The sequence below is a fragment of the Pseudomonas pichavaramensis genome (assembly GCF_050473265.1).
In the GTDB taxonomy this organism is placed as follows: Bacteria; Pseudomonadota; Gammaproteobacteria; order Pseudomonadales; family Pseudomonadaceae; genus Aquipseudomonas.
Genome location: NZ_JBJKFJ010000008.1, coordinates 184,584 through 200,797, shown reverse-complemented (window position 1 = coordinate 200,797; position 16,214 = coordinate 184,584). Strand labels below are relative to the sequence as shown.

Here is a 16,214-nt window from a genome sequence, read left to right as displayed (position 1 = left end):
TCACATAACCGACAAGCACTGGCCTCGGCGCCCCATCATCTGAACGTCACACTTTTCCCTGAACCTTTGCCCTGTTCGCCCGGTCCGCTTTAAGAACCGTCGCGCCAAGCGACGCCAGCAAAGGATGCGCGATATGCGAGACCGCACCAGCAGGATCGCCGCTTCACCGCCGCACCTCGAACAGCTATGGCAGCGTTACCAGCGGGTGCGTGCTGCCAGTGAGCGGCTGTGCGAGCCGCTGGAGGCCGAGGATTATGTAATCCAGAGCATGGCGGATGTCAGCCCACCGAAGTGGCATCTGGCGCATGTCACCTGGTTCTTCGAAGCCTTCATCCTGCAGCCCTTCTTGCACGGCTATCGCCCGCTGGACGAGCGCTACGACCATCTCTTCAACTCCTACTACAAGACCCACGGCACGCCCTTCGAGCGGGCGCGGCGGGGGTTGTTGTCGCGACCGACAGTAAGCGAGGTATATGCCTATCGCTGTCACGTCGATCAGGCCATGGAGCAACTGTTCAGCCAGCGCGGCGGTGAGTTGCCCGATGAAGTGCTGCAGCGCATCGAGTTGGGGCTGGAGCATGAGCAGCAGCATCAGGAGCTGCTGCTCATGGATATCAAACACATCCTGGCGCAGAACCCGCTGCGGCCGATTTACCGTGATGACCTCAAGCCAGGCGGCGCTAATGCAAGCGAACCGCGCTGGATTCAGTTCCCCGCCGGGCTGCGCCATGTCGGCCACACCGGCGATGGCTTTGCCTTCGATTGTGAGCGGCCGCGCCATCGGGTGTTCGTCGAGGCCTTCCAACTGGCTAGCCGACCAGTAAGCAATGGCGAATATCTTGAGTTCATCCGCGATGGCGGTTATCGCAGTACGGCGCTGTGGCTGGCGGATGGCTGGGACCATATCCAGCGCGCCGGTTGGCAGGCGCCGCTGTACTGGCTGCGCGATGGCGATGACTGGCTGGAGCTTACCCTGGGCGGCCCGCGCGAGTTGGATCTGCATGCGCCGGTCTGTCACCTGAGCTATTTCGAGGCCGAGGCGTTCGCCACCTGGGCGCAAGTACGCTTGCCGCGCGAAGAGGAATGGGAAGTGGCCGCGCAGGACGAACCGCTGTGGGGCAACTTCGTCGAGAACGATCATCTGCAGCCGGTGGCCGCGGGCGCCAGCGATGGCCTGCAACAACTCTATGGCGATGTGTGGGAATGGACCGCCAGCGCCTACCGGCCCTACCCCGGCTTTCGGCCGCTGGGCGGCAGCCTGGGTGAGTACAACGGCAAGTTCATGTCCGGGCAGATGGTGTTGCGCGGCGGTTGCTGCGCCACGCCGGAAGACCACGTTCGCCCCACCTATCGCAACTTCTTCTACCCCACGATGCGCTGGCAGTTCTCCGGCCTGCGCCTGGCCAAGGAGCTTTGAGCATGGCATTGGCAATCCGCACCTACGAACGATCCCTGAGCCCGGAACAGGAAGCGCTGCGCGACGAGGCGTTGCGCGGCTTCGCGGCCAGGCCGAAGGCGATGTCGCCGAAGTTCTTCTACGACCACCGTGGCTCGCAGCTGTTCGAGCTGATCTGCCAGCAGCCGGAGTACTACCCGACGCGCACCGAGGAGACCATCCTGCGCCTGGCGGCCAAGGACATCGCCGAGCTGGCCGGGCGCAACGCCAGCCTGGTGGAACTGGGCAGCGGCGCCAGTCGCAAGATCCGCCTGCTGCTCGAAGCGTTGCGTCCGGCGCGTTACCTGGGCATCGATATCTCCCGCGAGTTTCTGGAGATCTGCACACGTCGGCTGGCCGCCGATTATCGCTGGCTCGATGTGCACGCGCTGTGCGCCGATTTCAGTCAGCCGCTCAGATTACCTGCCGAGGCGCTGGGGCAGCGCCCGCTGGCCTTCTTCCCCGGCTCCAGCATCGGTAATTTCGACCCGACTGAAGCGCGCGCCTTCCTGCGCAATCTGCATCAGGCGCTGCCGCAAAGCAGCGGCCTGTTGATCGGGGTCGATCTGGTGAAGGACCGTCAGGTGCTGGAGCGCGCCTACAACGACCACGCTGGGGTCACCGCCCTGTTCAACCTCAACCTGATCGAGCGTATCCGCAACGAACTGGACAGCGACATCGACCCGCGCCGTTTCCAGCACCGGGCCTTCTTCAACGAGGCCGAGTCGCGCATCGAGATGCATCTGGTCAGCCGCCAGGCGCAGCAGGTGCGCATCGAGGATCGCGTGTTCGACTTCGCGGCCGGCGAAACCCTGCACACGGAGAATTCCTATAAGTACACGCCGAGCGGCTTTCGGGAGTTGGCAGGCGCATGCGGCTTCGCCTCGGTGGCCATGTGGCGGGACCCGGCACAGCTGTTCAGCGTGCATTTTTTACAGCGGGAATGAGGGGCGTGTAGGAGCGAATTTATTCGCGATTGTTTGGGTGCGGCGTCGACCCTATCGCGAATGAATTCGCTCCTACAGAAGGGTGCCTTGGCCTCGTTGCCGGTGGGCCTCAGCGTTTGGCGATGATGTATACCGCATGGACGATGCCGGGGATGTAACCGCACAGGGTCAGCAGGATGTTCAGCCAGAACGCGCCGCCGAAACCCACCTGAAGAAACACGCCCAGCGGCGGCAGCAGGATGGCGATGAGGATGCGGATAAGGTCCATGTGGTACTCCTTTACGTTCCATAAGGGATACTGCAACAGACACGGCCGCAGGCCTGGCAGTTCAGTCTGTGCGGTACACAAACAGGCTGCGCCCAGTGTGCCTTCCTTAGAGAACGCTCAGAGCCGAACGTCGAACTTGTCCAGCAGTAGCTCGGCCGGCAGGTCGGTGCTGACCAGCTGATTGCGCCCGCGTTGCTTGCCGCTGTACAAGCGGCGATCCGCACTGCGGTATAGCTCGGCGGCGCTGCGACCATCGCCAGGCCAGGCGGCGAGGCCGAAGGTGGCGGAAAGCGCTATCTGCTGGCCGTCGTAATCCAGTGGATGATCGGCGATCTGCTTGCGTAGCGTTTCTACCAGCGGCTGGGCGCCGGTGCTGTCAGTGTGCCGCAGCAGCAGACCGAACTCCTCTCCTCCCAGGCGCCCCAGGAAATCGGTGACGCGCAGGCGTTGCTGGAGTATCTGGCAAATGTGCTGCAGAGCCATATCGCCCGCCTCATGCCCCCACTGGTCATTGACCTGCTTGAAGTGGTCGACGTCGAGCAACGCCAGCACCAGGTGACCATTGCTGCGTTCAGCTTCCTGGATGCTGCGCTGCAAGGCATGCTGAAAACTGCCACGGCTGGCTACGCCGGTCAGCGAGTCGGTCTGCGCCAGGCGCTCCAGTTCCTGATGCGCCTGCATGCGCAAGCCGTCGTAGATATGCACGAACACCAGAATCAGCACGCCGCACAGCGCCGCATTGCCCAGGTCGATCAGCCCCTTGGTATCGAGGGCGAGGCGGTTGTCGGCGAAGTACAGCAACAGCCCGGCGAACATGAACGGGGCTGCAAGCAGAAAACCGCGGCGTTTACCCAGTAGCAGATACGCCAGCAACGGAATCATGTACAGCCAGACGAAAGCGGCCGATGAAGCGTCCGGCATCACGATGATGTACAGAATGAAGCTGAAGGTGGGGATCAGGTACAGATAGATCCACAGATCGAGGCGGCGCGCCTGTTCGACGCGCAGCGCACCGAACAGCAGGAGTGCGGTACACAGCACCTCGATGATGGCGAACGGATAGTTGCCGGCCAACGCCTGCAGCACGGCAAAGCCGCCCAAGGTAAGGCCAGTGGCAAGCAGAATGGTGCGTACCAATGCGCGCTTGCCAGCCTCAAGCAGCCCTTCGCTGTGCCCCGTGCCTACATCCTTGTGATCGTTATAGTCGCCATCGCCCATGTTCGTGCCCAGTGCCACATCCACCTGTGGTGCGCAGCCCCCCGCCACGCACCATCAGGCAACTATAGACCTCGCGGCCAGCTTTACACCGCGTAGCCGAGCACACGCGGCAACCAAAGTACGATTTCCGGGAAGATCGCCACCAGAATCAGCGCGCTGGACATCACCACCACGAACAACGCAGCCCAGCCGACGGTCTGTTCCAGGCGGATCTTGGCCACTTCAGCCGTCACCATCAGGTTGATCGCCACCGGCGGGGTGAACTGACCGATGGCGATATTCATCGCCAGCAGAATGCCGAACCACACCGGATTCCAGCCGAAATGCTGCATTACCGGGATGAGGATCGGCATCAGGATCAGGTAGATGGAAATCGCATCGAGCAGCATGCCCGCCAGCAGCACGGCGAGCATCACCAGCGCCAGCAGCACCCAGCCGTTGTCCGACAGCGAAATCAGCCATTCGGCCAGATGGCGGAAAGTGCCGAGCATGGTGCCGGCCCAGGCGAAGATGCCGGCCAGGGCGATGATCAGCATGACCACACCGGAAATCACCGCAGCCTCGCCGCACAGGCGCCAGAGGCCGCGCCAGTCCAGCTCGCGAGTGAGGAACAGGCCGACCAGCACGCCGTAGGTGACGCCAGCCACCGCCGCTTCGGTCGGCGTGAACAGGCCGCTGCGCAGGCCGCCAAGGATTAGCACCGGGGCGAACAGCGCCGGCAGCGCCTGCTTGAAGCTCTCGCCCAGCGGCGGACGCTCGCCCTGCTCCGGCGACTCCCAGCCGTAGCGGCGCGACAGCAGCCAGGCCGGCAGCAACAGCACCAGGCCGGCGATGATGCCGGGGAACAGGCCGGCGGCGAACAGCGCGCGCAGGTCCACGCCGGGCACCACGATGGAGTAGAGAATCAGCGCAATCGACGGCGGAATAAGAATCGCCGTGGACGCCGAGGCGGCGATCAGGGTGGCCGAGAACGGCTTGGGGTAACCGGCGCGGGTCATGCTCGGCAGCATCACCATGGCCACCGCGGCGGCATCCGCCGGGCCGGAACCGCTCATGCCGCCCATGATCAGGCACACCAGCACCGCGACCAGAGCCAGGCCGCCATGCCGCGGGCCGATCAGCGCCTGGGCGAAGCGCACCAGGCGCAGGGCCACGCCAGCCTTCTCGAACACCAGGCCGGTGAGGATGAACAGCGGAATGGCGATCAGCGGGTATTTGGCCACGCCGTTGTAGGTGTTGGTGCCGAGGGTGGCGAGCATATCCGGCGACAGGCCGGCGATGATACCAATGGCGCCGGACAGGCCCAGGGCAAAGGCCACTGGCACACCGAGCGCCAGCAGCACGACGAAACTGAGGATCAACCAGAGATCAGGGCTCATCGCTGATCCTCCCGCGCAGACGATCCAGGGTCATCTGGCTCAGACGTACGAACACCAGCAGCGCCAGGATCGGCAGCCACACCACGTACCACCAGTTGGGCAGGCCGAGGCCGGGCGACTGCGACTCCCACTGGCATTCCTCCCAGGCGAACTGGCCGCCGAACCAGCACACCAGCCCCAGCACCAGCACGCCGGCCAGCCACTGCAGGATGATCAACGGCGTACGCAGGCGCGGGAACAGGCGCTCGAGCAGGCCGATACGAATGTGCCGGTTGCTGCGCATGGCCACGCTGGCGCCAGCGAAGGTCAGCACCACCAGGAGAAACACCGAGATTTCCTCGGTGAAGGCGAACGATGCATCGGTGAAATAACGCACCACGACGTTGGCCAGGCTGATCAGGCTGATGATCACCAGGGCCAGGGTGGCGAGCGCGCGCTCTAGTGGCGCGTCGACTTGCTTGCTCATAAGAACCTCGAATGACCGGAGCAATATGCTCCAGCGGTGGCGCCCCCTGCCCTCTCCCCCGGCCCCTCTCCCGCAAGCGGGAGAGGCGAGCAGAGCAGACTGGAGAACACCTACCGCTACGCCCCGTAATGCGGGTTTCCGGTCAGATGAAACGAATCAGGGCTGGGCCACGGCCTTGCGCGCGGCGTCCATCAGTGCATCGCCAATACGCGGCGCCCATTTTTCCTGCACGCTGGCAGTGGCCTCGACGAACGCGGCACGCTCGGCCTCGCTCAGCTCGATCACTTCCACACCACGCTCGCGGATGTCGGCCAGACGCTGGGCCTGGGCGTTGCGCGACAGTTCGATCTCCCACTTGCCGGCATCGATCGCCGCCTGGCTGAGCAGTTCGCGGTCGGCTTCCGGCAGGGATTTCCACACGCGCTGGTTGACCGCGAAGATCAGCGGGTCAGCCATGTAGTTCCACTGGGTCAGGTACTTCTGCCCAACCTGGTCGATACGCGCCACGTCGAACACCGACAGCGGGTTTTCCTGGCCGTCCACCGCACCGGTGGTCAGCGCCGGCTTGGCATCGGCCCAGCTCATCTGCGTGGGGTTGGCGCCGAGGGCGGTGAAGGTGTCCTGGAACAGCGGCGAGCCGACCACGCGGATTTTCAGGCCCGCCAGATCGGCCGGGCTGCGCACCGGTTTGGCCGAGTTGGACAGTTGGCGGAAACCGTTCTCGCCCCAGGCCAACGGCACGATGCCGCGCTGCTCGATAGCGGCGAAGGCGAGCTTGCCGCCCTCGCCCTGAGTGATGGCGTCGAGGTCGGCGTCATCTCTCATCAGAAACGGCAGGGAGAACAGATTGAGCTCCGGCACCTGCGGCGACCAGTTGATGGTCGAGCCCACGGCCATATCGATCAGGCCGGAGCGCATGGCGGAAAATTCCTTGGTCTGGTCGCCAGCCACCAGCTGCGCGTTGGGGTACACGCGCAGGGTGATGCGCCCTTCGGAGCGTTCGTTGACCAGGTCGGCCCACTTCTGCGCGGCCTGACCCCAGGGGAAGGCATCGGACAGCACGGTGGACACGGAGTATTCACGGGCCTGTGCAGTGGCGCACAGGGCAGTCAGCGCAGCGCCGGCGGCGAGCGCGGAAAAGAGTCGCTTGAGTTTCATCGGGGCGTCCTTGTATGGATCTTGGTCGTTGTCGTTGTGGCACCGGGCAAGGGTGCGGATCCAGCGGCGAGCGGGTGGCTCGCCTGGCGCGCCAGGTGGGCACGCGAGAGGGACACAGCAGGTGTCACGACTGCCGGGCAGGCCTTGTGGGCGATCGGCAGGTGCCAGCGGGTTACGCGTAGCCGCCTAACTATTCCAGAAGCGCGCGGCGAATGCCATTGTCCGATAACTGTTGACGTTGCCCGCGCGGATCGGCGCCAACCATAATCAAGGGCTTCTGACTTCGGATACTCGCCCATGGCCATCTCCCACGACGACCTCGACCAGCACGGCCTGATCATCGGCGTGTCGCCCGAGCGCTTTCGTGCGGTGGCCATGCCGCTGCTGTTCGACCACCTCAACGCCCAGTGCGAGGGCACCATCGCGGTCAATCGCCAGGCGCGCATCGTCTGGATCAATGACAAGTACGCGCAGAAAGTCGGCATCGCCGATGCACGCACGGCGCTGGGCAAGGAAATCGAGGAAGTGCTGCCGGCCAGCCGCCTGCGCGAGGTGGTCGAAAGCGGCCAGCCGAGCATGCTCGACCTGATGGCCTTCGGCAGCGAGCACTTCGTGGTTACCCGCATCCCGCTGCGCGACGAGGACGGCACGCTGGTCGGCGCGCTGGGCTTCGTGCTGTTCGACCGCGCCCGCCATCTCAAACCGCTGATGGCCAAGTACAACAACCTGCAGAGCCAGCTGCTCGCCACCCAGCACGAGCTGGCCAAGGCGCGCCGGGCGCGCTACACCATTGCCGGGTTCATCGGCGCCAGCACGGTGGCCAGCGAGGTCAAGCGCCAGGCCCGACGCGCCGCGCAACTGGACGCCACGGTGCTGATCCGTGGCGAGACCGGCACCGGCAAGGAGCTGCTGGCCCAGGGCATCCACAACCTGTCGCCACGGGCCAACGGGCCCTTCGTTGCGGTCAACGTCGCGGCGATTCCGGAAACCCTGGTCGAGGCCGAACTGTTCGGCACCGCGCCGGGCGCCTTTACCGGTGCCGAGCGCAAGGGACGTATCGGCAAGTTCGAGGTGGCCAATGGCGGCACGCTGTTTCTCGACGAGATCGGCGACCTGCCGCTGCCGTTGCAGGCCAAGCTGCTGCGCGTGCTGCAGGAGCAGGAGGTCGAGCCGCTCGGCTCCAATCAGGTCAAACCACTCAACGTGCGGGTGATTGCCGCCACCCATATCGACCTGGAAGCCAAGGTCGCCGCAGGACAGTTCCGCGACGACCTCTACTACCGCCTCAACGTTCTGGCCCTGCGCGTGCCACCGCTGCGTGAACGGGCCAGTGACATCCCCGCACTGATCGAACACCTGCTCGACGACCTGGCCAACCGTTCCGGCCTGGCGCCGCTGGAGCTCACCGACGACGCGCTGGCGCTGCTCTGCGCACAACCGTGGAAGGGCAACGTGCGTGAGCTGCGCAACCTGCTGGAGCGGGCGCAGCTGGCGGTCGATGGGCGGCTGGATGGCGAAGCATTGCGTGGATTGTTGGTGGACCCGGTCACGCCGAGCGAGCCAGAGCCCGTTACCCGCGTGGTGACCGACACGGCGCAGACGCTGGCCGAACAACTGGCGCATACGGAGCGTCAGGCACTTCAGGCGGCGCTGGCCGCCAGTGACGGCAATCGTCAGTTGGCCGCCGAGCGCCTGGGCATTTCCCGCGCCGGTTTCTACGCCAAGCTAGCGCAGCATAAGCTGGGGCGCAGGGGCTGAGCACTGGTCGCTGGTCGTAGGAGCGGCTTCAGCCGCGATTGTTACCGAACCGGAAATCGCTTCGCGGCTAAAGCGGAATGCCGCCCAGCCGCTCCTACAGATAGCGGCGCTGGCCGCAATTGCGTAGCCCGGATGAAATCCGGGGATCAGGCGCCATAACCCCCCCGGATTGCATCCGGGCTACCGGTGCCATCGCTTGCGTAGGAGCCAGCTTGCTGGTGATCCCTCGATGCTCACCTCCCCACCTGAGCGCGAGCAAGCCCGCTCCCACAGAACAGCGCGCCTCACGCACTCAGACGTCTAGAATTCTGGACAAAGCACCCGCCAAATAATCCACAAATCCGGACAAAATCCAGATTTATGGACATAAGTTTCACTACCCCAGATTCCACCGCATACCCAAAACAAACCCGAAAAGCCCGCCGTTCGGGCATTCCCGCCCTATCGACCAAAGTCTCACCCCACCCTGGCACGACTCTGGCTCTGTATCCGGCAAAGGCGCGCTGCCGCATCCGCGCCTTCCCGATAAAACGGCCCCGAGCCAATAGAACAACAACAAAAGGAATCACCCATGGGTACCCTCGGTATTCTGCTGTCGCTCGCATTGTTGATGTACCTCGCCTACCGCGGCATCAACGTCCTCATTCTCGCCCCGCTGCTGGCCCTGCTGGCGCTGCTGTTCGCCGGCGATATCGCTCTGCTGCTGCCCACCTACACCCAGGTGTTCATGAAGGCCATGGGCGGCTACGTGATCCAGTTCTTCCCGCTGTTCCTGCTCGGCGCCCTGTTCGGCAAGTTGATGGACGACTCGGGCTCGGCCCGCGCCATCGCTCATGGCATCGTCGCCAAGGTCGGTAGCGAGCGCGCCATCCTGGCCATCGTGCTGGCCTGCGGCATTCTCACCTACGGCGGCGTATCGCTGTTCGTGGTGGCTTTCGCCGTGTACCCGATCGGCGCCGCGTTGTTCCGCGAGGCGGGCATTCCCAAGCGCCTGATCCCCGGCGCCATCGCCCTCGGCTCGTTCACCTTCACCATGACCGCACTGCCCGGTACGCCAGCGATCCAGAACGCCATCCCCAACCCCTTCTTCGGCACCGATGCCTTCGCTGCGCCGGGCCTGGGCGTGATCGCCGGACTGATCATGTTCGGCCTCGGCACCTGGTGGCTCACCGCGCAGTCGCGCAAGCTGATGGCTGCCGGCGAAGGCTACGGCGAGCATCGCGATGACCCGATCGCCGAGGAGCGCCGCGACATTCCCGGCTTCTGGCTGGCACTGCTGCCGATTTTCGTGGTGATCGGCCTGAACTTCCTGATGGCCAAGCAGATTCTCCCGGCAGTGGACACCAGCTACCTGGCCAAGCCGGAATTCGGCGGCCTGCAGGACGCCAAATCGCTGATCGGCATCTGGTCGATCATCGTCGCCCTCGGCGTGGCCATCGTGCTGCTCATCGGCCTGCACTGGAAGCGCTGGATGGACCTGAAGAAGAGCGTCAACGACGGCGCCTTCGGCTCCATGCTGCCGATCCTCAACACCGCCGCCGAGGTGGGTTATGGCACGGTGATCGCCTCGCTGGCCGGCTTCGTCATCATCCGCGACCTGGTGCTGGGCGTCTCCAGCAACCCGCTGATCTCCGAAGCGGTGGCGGTGAACATCCTCGCCGGTATCACCGGCTCAGCGTCCGGCGGCATGTCCATCGCGCTGAAGACCCTCGGTGAACAGTACCTGACCCTGGCCAATGCCGCCGGCATCAGCCCCGAGTTGCTGCACCGCGTTGCCGCCATGGCGTCGGGCTGCATGGACACCCTGCCGCACAACGGCGCGGTGATCTCGCTGCTGGCGATCTGCAAGCTCACGCACCGCGAGTCGTACAAGTTCATCTTCGTCAACACCGTGGCCTTCCCGATGGTGGCGCTGGCTGTCGTCATCACCCTTGGCACCCTGTTCGGCAGTTTCTGACGGGCATGGCGCCCTCGGGCGCCGTGCTTTCTATACGCCGTGTTGTTCAATCGCTTTGAGTACCCGCAATGAGCAAGATCATGACCGCCGCCGCCGCCGTGGCGCGCATCACGGACAACGCCAATCTGGCCACCGGTGGTTTCGTCGGCATCGGCTTCGCCGAGCAGATCGCCATCGCCCTAGAGCAGCGTTTTCTCGCCGAGCAGGCGCCGCGTGACCTGACTCTGGTGTACGCCGCCGGGCAAGGCGACGGCAAAGGACGCGGCCTCAATCACCTGGCTCACGAAGGCCTGGTGCGCCGTGTGATCGGTGGCCACTGGGGCCTGATGCCAGGGCTGCAAAAGCTAGCGGTGGACAACCGTATCGAGGCCTACAACCTGCCGCAGGGGGTCATTTCCCAGCTGTTTCGCGACATCGCCGCCGGCAAACCAGGGCAACTCTCACGCGTCGGCCTGGGTACCTTTGTTGATCCGCGCCATGGCGGCGGCAAACTCAATACGCGCACCAGCACCGACCTGGTTCGGCTGATGCCCATCGACGGCGAGGACTACCTGTTCTACCCGACGTTCCCGATCAATGTCGGCATCGTCCGCGCCACCAGCGCCGACCCTGACGGCAACCTCAGTTTCGAGCGCGAGGCGCTGACCATCGAGAGCCTGGCCATCGCCATGGCCGCACGCAACAGCGGCGGTCTGGTCATTGCCCAGGTCGAGCGCGTGGTCGAGCGCGTTTCGCTCAACCCGCGCCAGGTGAAGATTCCCGGCATCCTGGTGGACTGCGTGGTGGTCGCCGAGCCCGCCAACCACCAGCAGACTTTCGCCACTGCCTACAACCCGGCCTTCGCTGCAGAAACCCGCGTGCCGGTGAACAGCCTGGCGCCCATGCCGCTGGACGTGCGCAAGCTGATCGCCCGCCGTGCGGCGCTGGAGTTGCAGGCCGGCGCCGTGGTCAACCTCGGCATCGGCATGCCCGAGGGCGTCGCCGCGGTGGCCGCCGAAGAAGGCGTGATCGAACGCCTGACCCTCACCGCCGAACCCGGCGTGATCGGTGGCGTGCCGGCCTCCGGCCTGGATTTCGGCGCTGCCAGCAACCACAGCGCGCTGCTCGACCAGCCCTACCAGTTCGATTTCTACGATGGCGGCGGCCTGGACATCGCCTTCCTCGGCCTGGCCCAGGCCGACGCGGCGGGCAACCTCAACGTATCCAAGTTCGGCAGCCGGCTGGCGGGGGCAGGCGGTTTTATCAACATCAGCCAGAACGCCAAGCAGGTGGTGTTCGTCGGCACTTTCAGTGCTGGCGCGCAGGATATCCGCATCGAGGATGGCCAACTGCGCATCGTCGAGGATGGCAACGTGCGCAAGTTCGTCAACGAAGTGGAACACCGCACCTTCGCCGGGCGCCTGGCCGCCGAACGCGGCCAGCCGGTGCTCTACGTCACCGAGCGCTGCGTACTGCGCCTGACCACCGAGGGCCTGGAACTGATCGAAGTCGCCCCTGGCGTGGACATCGAGCGCGACATTCTCTCGCGTATGGATTTTCGCCCCATCGTGCGTGAACCGAAGCTGATGGAGGCTCGGCTGTTCAATACCGAGCCCATTGGCCTGGATCAAGGATTAGGGACTCTTTGAGCGTGAAGTTACGGGCCTGACAGGCCCGTTTTTTTGCCTGCGGATAGGCTCCCGCGAGGCCGATTACGGAACCGAGATCACGCCGTAGCGGCGTCACGGTTGCCCTGTAAGCGAGCTGCTGGCATGGTGCGCGACTCTCATGAACAAGGAACGTTGCCAATGAGTCTGCCCGCCCCCTCTCCGCTCGTTTTCTGCTCCAACCCCATAGAAGGCGACCTGCCCTTCAAAGCCTGGACCGACCTGTCGCTGGAAATCGACGGTCAGCCCGAACATGACGAGAAGCTTCTGAACCTGGCAGGCTTCCTGGTGCGCCAGGCCCTGGTCGATCAGCATCCGCAGCGCATCGAGCATGCGCGTGATGTCGAAGCCTTGCTCTATGGCCTCAAAGCGCATGTGCAGCTGCACTCGGGTGGCTGCTTCGACTTCGCCGACGAACATACGAGCATCGAGCTACAAGCGCATGAGGCCACGCCAGGCATGGCTATCGGCAATCTGCTGTTGCTCGCCGACGAGCATGGCTGCGAGGGAATCGAGCTGCTGCATGAAAGACTGAAACCTGAGAACGCACTGGCCAACGCACTGATCAAGCTGCAGCAAACGGACATGGAGCCTACTCATCTGATCTGCGCCTTGCTGCCTGCGATGAGCATCACCCTGACGCCGTCCTTCGCCGACAGTTACACCCTTGAATATCCCAGCCGTCTGGAGACCTACCAGCAAGAGCTCAAGCAGAACGAACTGGCGGGACTGGCGCAGGAACGCTGTGAGATCTTTCTCGGCGATCAGAAACTGGACGAAACCCAGCCAGCCTACCCCGTCGCCTACAGCGTGCTGTCGGTCATGCTGCGTCTGCTGCGCCAGCGCTCGCTCGAAAACCGGCAAGCCGATCTGGCCAGCCGCCAGGAGGAATGGCAGCGGATACGTCTGCGGATCGGCAGCGAGCGGCGTTACGAGGCGCAATTCATGCTCGACCCGCAAACCTATCAGCCTGCCTTCGGTAAAGCGGTCCGCGGTTTGAAGCTGGCAGGCACACAGAGCGTTCTGCTGCCGGAGCATCTCGATCTGCCTGCTTTGGAGCAGATATGGGAGACACTGGCACCTAAGGAGATGCTCGCCGAGTGGCAGAGAGTTCAGAGGAGCAAGGACAGCACCGATCGTTCGCTGATGATCAACCTCGAAGTGGGTTGCACGCTCGAGGTGCTCGCCAGCGCAATCGACCAACCTTTGCACGTGCTGGAAAGCTACCGCGACGCTGAATTCATCGCGCAAACCGGCCAGGAAAAGGCAGAACAGGTCGCCAACGCCTCGCCGACGGATGACGCCACAAGCCCGAGTGACCATTCGGAAGCCGAAAAGAGGCCGGGGCGTTATGGCCCCGTGCTGCTGGCTGGCGTGTGCCTGGCGCTGATGATCGCAATACTGCTCAAAGCCTGAAGACGGCAAATGGGGGCGAGTACAAACCCGCGCCCACACAAACAACCTGAACCATCTTCCGAAGGCCTTCGTCGTAACTAACAAGACGAGCCTGGGAGGTGCCCATGAAACCTCGATTCAAACCCTATCGCGGCCCTTCCGGCGGCTGGGGTTCGGCCCGCGCGGTCGGCAATATCCTGATGCGCGAGCGCGCCCCGTTGACCGGCGCCGTGGCGTTGCTCAAGCAGAATCGCCCGATCGATGGCTTCGCCTGCGTCAGTTGCGCCTGGGCCAAGCCGCATCCTTCGCGGCCGCTGGCCTTCTGCGAAAACGGCGCCAAGGCCACTGCCTGGGAGAGCACCAGCCTGCGCTGCACGCCCGAATTCTTTGCCCGCCACAGCCTCAGCGAACTGCGCAACTGGAGCGATTTCCAGCTGGAACAACAGGGCCGGCTGACCCATCCACTGCGCTGGGACGCCGACAGCGACCGTTACTTGCCGGTTAGCTGGGACGAGGCCATCAGCGAGATCGCCAGCGCCCTCAAGGCGCTCGATGAGCCCGACCAGGCGGTGTTCTATACCTCCGGCCGTGCGTCGCTCGAAGCCTCCTACCTGTGGCAGCTGTTCGCCCGCGCCTACGGCACCAACAACCTGCCGGACAGCTCGAACATGTGCCACGAGAGCACATCGGTGGCACTACCAGAAAGCATCGGCGTACCGGTCGGCACCGTGACCCTGGATGACTTCGGCAAGACCGATGGCCTGCTCATCTTCGGCCAGAACACCAGCAGCAACAGCCCGCGCATGCTGCATGACCTGGACGAAGCGCGCGAACGCGGCGCCCCGATTATCACCTTCAACCCGCTGCGCGAGCGCGGTCTCGAGCGCTTCAGCAATCCGCAGTCTCCCACCCGTATGCTTACCGGCAGCTCGCAGGTGATCAGCACTCACTACCACCAGGTCCTGATCGGCGGTGACGCAGCGGCTATCGCCGGGATGTGCAAGGCATTGCTGGCGATGGACGACGCGGCAATGGCGAGCGGCCAGAACCGCGTGCTCGACATCGCCTTCATCGAGCAGCACACCCTGGGCTTCGCCGACTTCGAAAAGGCCATCCGGGCTTATTCCTGGGAGATGCTGGAACGCCGCAGCGGCCTGACACGCGGCGCCATGGAGGGCGCAGCGCGCATCTATGCCCGCTGCGAGCGGGTCATCGCTGTCTACGGTATGGGGCTAACCCAGCATCGCCATGGAGTCCTCAACGTGCAGATGCTGGTCAACCTGCTGCTGATGCGCGGCAATCTGGGCAAGGAAGGCGCAGGCATCTGCCCGGTGCGTGGACATTCCAACGTTCAGGGCCAACGCACCGTGGGTATCACCGAAAAAGCCGCCAAGGCACCGGCCGAACGCCTGCAGGCCCAGTTCGGCATCACCACACCGGAGCGGGACGGCACCAGCACGGTGGATGCCTGCGAGGGCATCATCGAGGGACGCATCAAGGCCTTCCTAGCCCTGGGTGGCAACTTTGCCCGCGCCACGCCGGACACCGGTCGTATGGAGGCCGCATGGAGCGAACTGCAGCTGACCGTGCAGATCGCCACCAAGCTCAACCGCAGCGCTCTGGTGCATGGCAAACAGGCCTATATCCTGCCCTGCCTCGGCCGCACCGAGCAGGACATGCAGGCCAGCGGCCCGCAACACCACACCACCGAGGACAGCACCTCCTGTATTCGCGCCTGGCAGGGTGTGGTCAAACCGGCAGGCGAGTTGCTGCGCTCGGAACCGGCGATCGTCGCCGGTCTGGCCAAGGCAACGCTGGCGGCGAATCCACGACTGGACTGGGATGCCTGGATCGGTGACTACGGCCTTATCCGCGAGGCCATCGCCGGCACCTATCCGGACATCTTTCACGACTTCAATACCCGCATGCTGGAACCGGGCGGCTTTCGCCGACCGCTGCCGGCCAGCCAGCGGCAATGGAGCACCGACAGCGGCAAAGCCAACTTCGTCACGCCCGCAACCCTGGCGGTAGACGACGACGTCGAGCCTTCCCCGGAGCGCCGCGACGTGCTGAATCTGATGACGGTGCGCAGCAACGATCAATTCAATACCACGGTGTATGGCTACGACGATCGCTTTCGCGGCGTCCATGGCACTCGCTCGGTCGTGCTCATGCATCGCAACGACATGGCGCGCATGGCCCTCGACGAAGGCGACATGGTGCAACTGAGTACCGCTGTCGACGACGGCGTATCCCGTGCACTGGGGCCGCTGCGCGTCACGCCGCACGATATCCCGGAAGGCTGCTGTGCCGGTTACTACCCCGAATGCAACGTGTTGGTGCCGCTCTGGCACCATGAGGAGAAGGCCAAGGTGCCAGCCTCTAAGTCGATTCCGGTGACGATCCGGCGCATGATCGCGACGACCTGAAGCCCGGGCTTGATGGGCAGCAGCGAGCCGAGCCCTCGCGCGCCTCCTGCCGACCATATGCCGCCGTCGGCAAACGGAAGATACCGCGGCAGAGCACTTCTGAAGCATTCGGGGTCTATAGTGGTGATTCCTTCCTCACCACCTCTGTTGGAGTACAC

12 protein-coding genes are annotated in these 16,214 nt (G+C 64.3%); 7 read left to right on the top strand and 5 right to left on the bottom strand.

What is annotated here, in order from left to right; all coding sequences use genetic code 11:
- Nucleotides 1–133: 133 nt before the first annotated feature.
- Complete coding sequence (gene egtB, locus ACJRW5_RS15100; RefSeq protein WP_484571321.1) at nt 134–1,417, top strand: ergothioneine biosynthesis protein EgtB; 1,284 nt, start codon at nt 134–136, stop codon at nt 1,415–1,417.
- Nucleotides 1,418–1,419: 2 nt separating this feature from the next.
- The gene (egtD, locus tag ACJRW5_RS15095; protein ID WP_484571320.1) at nt 1,420–2,382 is read left to right on the top strand and encodes an L-histidine N(alpha)-methyltransferase; all 963 of its coding nucleotides are present in this window, start codon (nt 1,420–1,422) and stop codon (nt 2,380–2,382) included.
- Between the two features lie 109 nt (nt 2,383–2,491).
- Here egtD and ACJRW5_RS15090 read toward each other — a convergent pair whose 3' ends face one another.
- The 5 genes from ACJRW5_RS15090 to ACJRW5_RS15070 all read right to left on the bottom strand — a co-directional run bounded on the left by ACJRW5_RS15090 (nt 2,492) and on the right by ACJRW5_RS15070 (nt 6,871).
- Nucleotides 2,492–2,650, bottom strand: a complete 159-nt coding sequence (locus ACJRW5_RS15090) for a YqaE/Pmp3 family membrane protein (RefSeq protein ID WP_074939855.1) — start codon at nt 2,648–2,650, stop codon at nt 2,492–2,494.
- 117 nt (nt 2,651–2,767) lie between these two features.
- On the bottom strand, nt 2,768–3,868 hold the full coding sequence (locus tag ACJRW5_RS15085; RefSeq protein WP_484571319.1) for a GGDEF domain-containing protein: 1,101 nt from the start codon (nt 3,866–3,868) through the stop codon (nt 2,768–2,770).
- An 83-nt stretch (nt 3,869–3,951) separates the two neighbouring features.
- Nucleotides 3,952–5,247 (bottom strand): TRAP transporter large permease, encoded by a 1,296-nt coding sequence (locus ACJRW5_RS15080; protein WP_484571318.1) that lies wholly within the window; start codon nt 5,245–5,247, stop codon nt 3,952–3,954.
- Nucleotides 5,237–5,713, bottom strand: coding sequence for a TRAP transporter small permease (locus tag ACJRW5_RS15075; protein WP_484571317.1), 477 nt, complete (start codon nt 5,711–5,713; stop codon nt 5,237–5,239). The genes ACJRW5_RS15080 and ACJRW5_RS15075 overlap by 11 nt, the downstream gene beginning before the upstream one ends.
- A 156-nt stretch (nt 5,714–5,869) precedes the next feature.
- The gene (locus ACJRW5_RS15070; RefSeq protein ID WP_484571316.1) at nt 5,870–6,871 is read right to left on the bottom strand and encodes a DctP family TRAP transporter solute-binding subunit; all 1,002 of its coding nucleotides are present in this window, start codon (nt 6,869–6,871) and stop codon (nt 5,870–5,872) included.
- A 297-nt stretch (nt 6,872–7,168) separates the two neighbouring features.
- On the opposite strand from ACJRW5_RS15070, the gene ACJRW5_RS15065 reads away from it, so the two are divergent.
- The 5 genes from ACJRW5_RS15065 (at nt 7,169) to ACJRW5_RS15045 (ending at nt 16,056) form a co-directional block, all read left to right on the top strand.
- Entirely contained in the window at nt 7,169–8,629 is a 1,461-nt protein-coding gene (locus tag ACJRW5_RS15065; RefSeq protein ID WP_484571315.1) for a sigma-54 interaction domain-containing protein, read from the top strand.
- Between the two features lie 571 nt (nt 8,630–9,200).
- Nucleotides 9,201–10,586 (top strand): GntP family permease, encoded by a 1,386-nt coding sequence (locus ACJRW5_RS15060; protein WP_484571314.1) that lies wholly within the window; start codon nt 9,201–9,203, stop codon nt 10,584–10,586.
- A 68-nt stretch (nt 10,587–10,654) separates the two neighbouring features.
- Nucleotides 10,655–12,214 (top strand): acyl CoA:acetate/3-ketoacid CoA transferase, encoded by a 1,560-nt coding sequence (locus ACJRW5_RS15055; RefSeq protein ID WP_484571313.1) that lies wholly within the window; start codon nt 10,655–10,657, stop codon nt 12,212–12,214.
- A gap of 159 nt (nt 12,215–12,373) precedes the next feature.
- Nucleotides 12,374–13,648: a hypothetical protein gene (locus ACJRW5_RS15050; RefSeq protein ID WP_484571312.1), complete on the top strand. Its 1,275-nt coding sequence runs from the start codon at nt 12,374–12,376 to the stop codon at nt 13,646–13,648.
- A gap of 104 nt (nt 13,649–13,752) precedes the next feature.
- Entirely contained in the window at nt 13,753–16,056 is a 2,304-nt protein-coding gene (locus tag ACJRW5_RS15045) for an FdhF/YdeP family oxidoreductase (protein ID WP_484571311.1), read from the top strand.
- Nucleotides 16,057–16,214: the final 158 nt, after the last annotated feature.